At 45.9% G+C, this 1039-nt stretch carries 2 protein-coding genes; both read right to left on the reverse strand.

Annotation, left to right across the window (positions count from 1 at the left end; translation table 11 throughout):
• The coding region (locus V7L97_RS12785; RefSeq protein WP_333656596.1) for a CZB domain-containing protein at window positions 1–535 on the reverse strand (535 nt) is incomplete at its 3' end.
• On the reverse strand, window positions 501–1039 hold a 539-nt coding region (locus V7L97_RS12790; protein ID WP_333656599.1), incomplete at its 5' end, for a chemotaxis protein CheW. The genes V7L97_RS12790 and V7L97_RS12785, both read right to left, overlap by 35 nt.

A 1039-nucleotide genomic window follows, 5' to 3' on the forward strand; every position in this document is an offset into this window, starting at 1 on the left:
CTGCTATCTCCCTGTCTATCAGTTTCTTGACCCCGACCCTCATCTCTGTCAATGCCTCCTGTGTTGCTGTCAGGGCAGGCATTGTCTCTTCCTGATAAATCTTCATTGCCTGATCACGCTTCCCTTCCTTTAAGGCGGTTAATATCTTTGGCGCTGTGGCATGGAACCTCTTATGCGGTTCTTCTATTTTTTTGAATTCATCCTCCAATTCTTTTGGCGGCTTGTAGGAATAATACCATTTACCCAGCTCGCATTTTGTGTGGTCGATCTGTCCGGTAAACTCCTTTCCTAATAAAAGCGTGCCTACTCCAAGCCCTTCTGCCCACTTATAATGGTCTATTGTCCTTGAACCCAACAGTGCCTGCAGTTCGGGATATTCCTGAACCAATGTAAGATCTGATTTTGTCTTCTTAATACCCATCTGTGAAAATGCGGCGAGTCCAATAAGCACTACTGCCAACACCCCTATGCCAAAATAAAGTTTTTTGAAATCGTCATCCTCATGATAACCCTCCTTCCTGCCGGGCAGTGTCAACTGCCAGTTGTTCGCCGATTATCGATGCCTCTTCCTCTGTAAGCACCTTGTCGATATCGAGTATAAGCACCAGCCTGTCTCCTACCTTTCCCATTCCCTTAATGAAATCTGTCCTTATCTTTGTCCCGAAGGACGGCGTGGATGAGATGGATTCATCAGGCAAATACATGACATCGGATACGGCATCCACAATAACCCCCATTACACCCTTCGAAAACTCTGTAACGATTACACATGTGTGCCTCTGATAGTTTCCGGATTCCATCCCGAATTTCTGCTTCAAATCAACAACCGGGGTTATTGTGCCCCGAGGATTAATAACGCCTTTGAAAAAATCAGGGAGGTGGGGAACCTTTGTAACATTGCCGAATTCGATGATCTCCCTGACATTCAGGGCATCAAAGGCATACTCTTCATTATTAAGACTGAATGTTACATACTCCTGACCCACTGAACGGCTTCCTGTCTCCCTTTCTGCCAATGCCTGCGTCATAAAGACCTCCT

Source organism: Dissulfurispira sp. (genome assembly GCF_036745535.1).
Classification (GTDB): Bacteria; Nitrospirota; Thermodesulfovibrionia; order Thermodesulfovibrionales; family Dissulfurispiraceae; genus Dissulfurispira.